This is a genomic window from Mycobacterium sp. IDUB_19, assembly GCF_055419445.1.
Genome location: NZ_JBVAXR010000083.1, coordinates 1 through 5,807, shown reverse-complemented (window position 1 = coordinate 5,807; position 5,807 = coordinate 1). Strand labels below are relative to the sequence as shown.

The following is a 5,807-nucleotide window of genomic DNA, read 5'->3' as shown; positions in this document are numbered from 1 at the left end:
TTCGGATCAACGCCTTCGACATCGACACCGCGGTGTGACCTGCCCAAACGTTGTGGAGCTAAGGGGAATCGAACCCCTGACCTTCTCGATGCGAACGATCCCACCTGCACGCCGGTTGCGAAAAGCTGTGTTGGCACCTCAATGAATGTGCAGGTCAAGCGGTTGGTTGTGTTGGTCACCGAAAGCCTCGGGAAGCTCTGCTGCGGACTGGTTGCGGACTGGCGGGCGCGTAATGCCAGGGCCAGCAAACTCGTAAAGGTGGCTTCGGCGACTGCGTGCTGATCTGCAAATGGCACCGAGGCGGCACTGCGTGAGCTGTCGTCGCCAAAGCTGATCGCGCCCCTACGCATAGGTGTGCAGTACTTGGGGCGGCGAGTTGGTCAGCGGCGTCACTCATCGGTGCCGTCTCGGATCGTCGGTGCGTTGAAACGTGTTGCGCTCTAACCATTCCAAGACGTCGGACCACCGGTAGAGCACCCTACTACCGCGCTTGATGAACTTCGGACCGGTGCCCTTGTAGCGATCCTGGGCGAGCGAAGCGACAGTGGTATGGAGATACTCGGCGACTTCGGCGGGCGTCGCCAGAGCCGGTAGTTGATGAGACATGACCGGCGATCATAGCCAGCCCGGATCGAACCCTCTGCCGGGTGCAGGAACACCTGTGACCTGGAGGTTCTCTGGACGGTCTGACACTGGTCGGGCTGACAGGATTTGAACCTGCGACCACTTGACCCCCAGTAAGTAGCGGTAACACGTTCCCACGGGTCACACGCAGTCTGCAGGTGGGCGACGGCCGTGCACAACGTTGACAGACGCGCAGGTCGTTCACCAGCGCGCATAACGGGTGGTCCCGAAATGGTCCCAAAAGTAAGTGGTCGGATGGATCGACTGCAACGACCCGGCCTCGCGGAAGGTGCCCTGCGATACTACGGTCGTGACCCTAGTGAGGCCCGCTGTCGCCCGAGGCGTGTCAGCTTTTCGACATGCTGATCGCGTACACGGGAGCAAACGTCAGCGGCCCTGCTCGGGTGGTGATGTTTCGCATTGGCAAGTACAAATACATTGGCACCGGTGCAAACGAACTCCCCACTTTTCCCACTTTCCGAGGGGCGATGAGGGGTAAGGCCTACTCGGCGCCGACAACCGGTGTGATGGCCGCCGGAAAGGGGCTGAGGCCAGGAATCGTCGGCCTGACCGGGAGCGTGGTCATCGCGATCTCGTCGGTCGCACCCGCCTACAGTCTGGCGGCAGTGTTAGCCGGCATGGTGGCGGTGGTGGGCGCCAAGACGCCCGCACTATTTGTCATCGGGTTTCTGCCGATGATGCTCACCGCCTTCGCGTTTCGCGAACTTGCCAGCGAGACCCCGGACTGCGGATCGGCCTTCACATGGGCCACACGCGCGTTCGGTCCATGGGTCGGCTGGCTGACCGGCTGGACCTCGGTGATCGCCGCGACCGTCGCCGTCGGCAATGGCGCACAGATCGCGGCGATCTACTTGCTGAAGGCACTGCACCTGAACCCATTGGCAAATTCGATGGCCGCTCAGGTCGCGGTGGGCGGGCTGGCCGTCGTCGGCTTGGTGCTGCTGTGTCTACGGGGAATCGAGGTCACCGAGCGCACACAGGCTGTGCTGGTGGCGGTGCAGTTCGCGATGCTGGCGCTGGTCAGCGTTGTCGCGTTGATGAAGGTCTTCGGCCATCACGCGGGTCCACAGGCGGTGATGCCGCAGTGGAATTGGCTGTCTCCGGCGGGACTATCCGCCGCAGCCGTTGCCCACGGGGCCATCCTGTGCGTCTTCGCGTACTGGGGGTGGGACGCCTGCCTGTCGATCTCTGAGGAGACCAAGCAGCCGCACAAGAACCCGGGCAAGGCCGCCGTGCTCGCAACGATCCTCATGCTCGGCACCTATGTGCTGGTGAGCTTTGCGACTCAAGCCTTCGCCGGGTTCGGCACAACGGGCATCGGCCTAAACAATCCCCAGAACGCCAACGACGCCCTCAGCATTCTGGGAGACCCGGTGGTCGGTAGGGGCCTGGCCGTTGTGCTGCTGCTCGCGATCAGTTCGTCCTCTTTGGCGTCGGTGATGACGAGTCTGGTCAAAACCGCGCGGGGCATGCTGGCCATGGCGGTCTACCGGGCCCTACCGCAGCGCTTCGCGCGGGTACACCCCCGGTACCGGACACCGCGGTTCGCCGTCCTCGTGATCGGTATCGGTGGGTTCACCATCTATCTTGTTATGACGCTGGTCAGCCAGAACTCGTTGGCGGACATGGTGGCGTCGCTGGGGCTCGCCACCACCTTCTACTACGCCACCACCGCGTATGCGTGCGTGTGGACCTACCGACGCACGCTGCGCCGATCGGCGCGCGACTTCTGGCTGCGGGGCGCCCTACCGTTCATCGGCGCGGTCGCGATGACGTGGGCGTTCGTGCAGAGCGCCACCGACATGTACGCGCCGGATTACGGCAAGACCCACTTCGGCCCGGTCGGTGGCGTATTCGTCCTTGGGATGGGCCTGCTGCTGCTCGGCATCCCAGTCGCGGCGCTCAGCGCACTCGGCAGCCGGGACTTCTTCCGCGGCAAGACCCTCAACGTGGGGACCGAGATCATTGTGCCCGGTTCCGGGGTGCGCTGAACACGAGCGTTACTCGGCGCCACACGAATAAAAACCGCGTTGTGTGCAAAGTTGGGCACCGAGCGGGTGAAAGCGCGCACGCGAAGATCGCAGGTTCGAAACTATTCCGATGTCTTGAGACTCACATGAGTCGGGCTGACAGGATTTGAAACTGCGACCACTTGACCCCCAGTGTCGTCGAGAAGGTCCGTGGGTATCCGCGTGTGACCTATCCGAGTACGTCAGACAGGTTTCGAGAACCTAGGCGGACAGCGGTGGACACGCCCGAATTGAGGCGCCGTTGCTATCCGCGTTGCTATCCACAGCTACCGGTTGTCAGATTGTGCTGCAGGGTGATTCGTCGTGTCGCCGAGGGCTAGCCGCTGTTCCACCTCAACACGTCGACGGGCGTTGTCGAGGCGGTGGTGTACCCACTTAGCCATATCGCGGGGCTGGTTATCGCCACGACTCCATCCTCACCCTGACTCCGACACTGGCAGGTAGCGGGCTGTTCGGCGTCAGGAGTCGGTCGACATCTCGCCCTCGTCGTCGTAGGGAATCAGCTTCTCGCACAACCACAACAGCCCGGTGTCGTCGACCGTCGCGGCGTAGCCACGAAAGCACCGATCAACCGGTGTGTCGCCGCGATAGTCTCCGCAGGGGTCGGGTTCGTGGTCCGCAGCACGGTCGTATACGACCACCGAAAGCTTCCAGCCCAACGAGTTGGTCATGAATCCCAAACCCGAACGCTGAGCGCGGATCACACTTTCGTCGTTCTGTTTCGAGACAAAATCGGCCACGGTGGCCCGATCGGAGATAAATAAGGGGTGACCACGAGGCCGACGGGTTCCACTTGCTACCCCTGGGACCCTGGAGATCCATTTCGTCGTGTCAACGACAGCCAGTGAAAAGCGGATTACCGAACAGCAGGTCGTGATCGCTGGTTTGGTTCGACCAGGATGACGGTGTTCCTGCCGCTTAACTTAGCCTGGTACATCGCCGCGTCCGCACGGGCCGTGATCGAGGAAACGGGCTCGCGGGGAGCGGCGATAGTGGCACCGATGCTCAAGGTCGTGTGGATCGTGACACCGGATTCGTGGATCGGTTCGGCGGCGCGACGGCGAATCTTCTCGCCGATGTGGGCGACGTCGTCGATGCTGTGGAGGCCGGGCAACACGACGAGTATCTCGTCACCCCCCGTTCGTCCAACCGTGTCCCCTTGACGGACAGATTCGCAGATTCGGGCCGCCAAGGTTGTGAGCACGGCGTCGCCGATGCCGTGTCCCCAGGTGTCATTGATGTCCTTGAAGTCGTCGACGTCGCAGAACAGGATGCCGAGGTGCATTCCAAAAGCTGGCGGGTGCTCCAACGCGGACTCAAGGCGGCCAATTGCCTCGGTACGATTCGCTAACCCCGTGAGAGTGTCGAACCGGGCCAACCGATCGAGTTGCTGCTCTGCCTCGACCCGGTCATCGACGATACGCAGCGCCGCGATCAGTCCGTCGATGTTGCCCTCAGCATCCACGTAGGGCTTTCCGTGGCCATCGACCCAGTGGTAACCACCGTCGACGGAGCGGACCCGGAACCGCTGCACGACCGATTCGCCGCTGGCGATCCTCTGCAGCGCGATTGCGAGGGTGTCGAGGTCGTCGGGGTGGATGCGACGGCTGAAGCCTGAGCCGATCCACCGCTGGGCCGGCCCGCCCAACGCAGCCTCGACGGACGGCGAGACCCACGCGACCTGGCTGCCGTGCAGGTGAACGATGATGTCGACAGCGTTGTTGGCGAGAATCCGGTAGCGCATCTCAGCGTCAGCGCGTTCCCTGCTCAGTTGCTCCTTCTCTATCAGCAGATTCTGCTCTTGGCGGCGTAAGTGGAACCCGACCAACATGGCTACGCCCGTGCACACCATCACCGAGAGGGCAAAAGCAGCATTCTCGCTCCGGCCCAGGGCGAGGAATGCCACCCGCGACAACGCCACGAGAATCGGAAAGCCGACGGCGAGGCCGTACAGTCGCACCAGTGCCCCCCGGTCGGGTCGGGCGAGCAGCCAAGCGAGCGGAAGCCGGTCAAGGCGCGCCACCGCCGTCGCCACGACGAGCAGGAGCACAGCCAAGGCAGTCGACATCGCCAGCCCGGTTGACGGCGTCACGTCCACCAGCACCATCGCATCGAACAAGTGGGCCACGACTGAGACAAACGGAATGAACCCGGCACCCACCAGGCACAGCGGCCAGACCATCCGCGCCCAGGGGCGCTCCACTCGCGCCAGCGCAACGGCGGCGGCCAGGAGCAGGACCGACAATGTCGTCTGCGGACTCGGACGCCCCGGCCAGGACGATTGCAGCGTGCGCACCGCTTCCCCGAACCACACCTGGTCCAGGCCGAACGACCGAGCGGTCGCATACTCCGCGATGACAACGACGGCAAAGGCACCCACCACCATGGCCACGCCACGCCCGACCCGCACCCGACCACGCGACGGCTGCCCCGACTGCACCAGGATCGCCGCCCCCAGCGCGGCCAACCACAGCGCAGTCCACGGCGTCATCTGCGGCCAGGTCCGATAGACCCGCGTCAACCCCTCGACACCAGTCGCCCAGCCCACCCAGTCCAAGGCCGCGACGACAAGCACGACCACGGCAGCGGCGCGGCCCCATCGAGCAAGCGTGGGTTCCAATGCCACGCCGCTGCCGGGTCGGTCCATCGGCTGCCCCTCCCTGAGCGGTGTCTGAGAGCAACGTCGCGCCGCACACCGAGCAACTCGGCGGTATTTGACAGTCTGCGCAATGAACGTCAGCGATGTCACCAAACCAACAAGATCAATACCTGACTAAATACATGTCGCTCTGGGCCGTACACGTTCTTCAGGCTTCGCCACCCCCCATCGCCCCAAAAGGGTCTTTGGGCCCAATTCAGCGCGCCTAGGAGCCGGATATCGATCGGTCAGGAGGCGGGCCGCATCAAGTCCGTCGACGAAGTCCGTGGAGATACACAGTTGGCAGTCTTCCTCGCAGCGGTCGTGCACACCAACGATGTGGGGAAGTCAGAGCGTCGGTGATCTTGACGCGGCTGCGTGATCTCTTAGATCTATGCAGCTGAACTGGGAATAAGGGTGGAGCTAAGGGGAATCGAACCCCTGACCTTCTCGATGCGAACGAGACGCGCTACCAACTGCGCTATAGCCCCTGA

At 63.3% G+C, this 5,807-nt stretch carries 5 protein-coding genes and 1 tRNA gene; 1 reads left to right on the top strand and 5 read right to left on the bottom strand.

Annotation, left to right across the window (positions count from 1 at the left end; all coding sequences use genetic code 11):
• Window positions 1–350 (bottom strand): hypothetical protein (locus ACZY0B_RS26625; protein WP_463767232.1); only part of this gene is annotated, 350 nt, incomplete at its 3' end.
• A 43-nt stretch (window positions 351–393) separates the two neighbouring features.
• Complete coding sequence (locus tag ACZY0B_RS26620; RefSeq protein ID WP_463767231.1) at window positions 394–606, bottom strand: helix-turn-helix transcriptional regulator; 213 nt, start codon at window positions 604–606, stop codon at window positions 394–396.
• A 506-nt stretch (window positions 607–1,112) separates the two neighbouring features.
• On the opposite strand from ACZY0B_RS26620, the gene ACZY0B_RS26615 reads away from it, so the two are divergent.
• Window positions 1,113–2,636 (top strand): APC family permease, encoded by a 1,524-nt coding sequence (locus ACZY0B_RS26615; RefSeq protein WP_463767230.1) that lies wholly within the window; start codon window positions 1,113–1,115, stop codon window positions 2,634–2,636.
• A 497-nt stretch (window positions 2,637–3,133) separates the two neighbouring features.
• On the opposite strand, the gene ACZY0B_RS26610 is transcribed toward ACZY0B_RS26615, so the two are convergent.
• The 3 genes from ACZY0B_RS26610 to ACZY0B_RS26600 form a co-directional block, all read right to left on the bottom strand.
• Entirely contained in the window at window positions 3,134–3,346 is a 213-nt protein-coding gene (locus tag ACZY0B_RS26610; RefSeq protein WP_463767229.1) for a hypothetical protein, read from the bottom strand.
• A 185-nt stretch (window positions 3,347–3,531) separates the two neighbouring features.
• The gene (locus ACZY0B_RS26605; protein WP_463767228.1) at window positions 3,532–5,322 is read right to left on the bottom strand and encodes a diguanylate cyclase domain-containing protein; all 1,791 of its coding nucleotides are present in this window, start codon (window positions 5,320–5,322) and stop codon (window positions 3,532–3,534) included.
• A gap of 409 nt (window positions 5,323–5,731) precedes the next feature.
• Window positions 5,732–5,804: transfer RNA gene (locus ACZY0B_RS26600), tRNA-Ala, on the bottom strand.
• Between the last annotated feature and the right edge of the window lie 3 nt (window positions 5,805–5,807).